This window comes from Microbacterium sp. GbtcB4 (assembly GCF_019091465.1).
GTDB lineage: Bacteria > Actinomycetota > Actinomycetes > Actinomycetales > Microbacteriaceae > Microbacterium > Microbacterium paraoxydans.
The window spans coordinates 1-274 of record NZ_JAGXJJ010000120.1 but is presented as its reverse complement, the minus strand read 5'-3'; the positions used below and the strand labels follow the sequence as shown (position 1 = coordinate 274).

Below are 274 nucleotides of genomic sequence, written 5' to 3'. Positions count from 1 at the left end.
ACGGTAGAAGGGATTGTCGACGCCGGTCAGTTCGCCGGCCATGCGCTGTAGCTGGACGCGCTGGTATTCCGCAAGCTCGTCGAAGCGCAGCGCCTGGCGTGCCGGCGGCTGCGGCTGGCGGTTCAGCCCTGCAGCACGGTTGCGTCCGGAAGATTCGCTTGCCTGGCGCATCTTGTCCAATAGACCGCGCTTTCCCTCCGCGCCGAGCCCAGAGGGGGTTTCATCATCCGGACCTTTACTCATCACTGCATCGCTGCTTTCTGCTGCTGAGAGA

The 274-nt window shown here is 63.5% G+C and carries 1 protein-coding gene; it reads right to left on the bottom strand.

The window, feature by feature from the left end:
* Window positions 1–274 (bottom strand): hypothetical protein (locus KVS71_RS17455; RefSeq protein ID WP_217585153.1); only part of this gene is annotated, 274 nt, incomplete at both ends.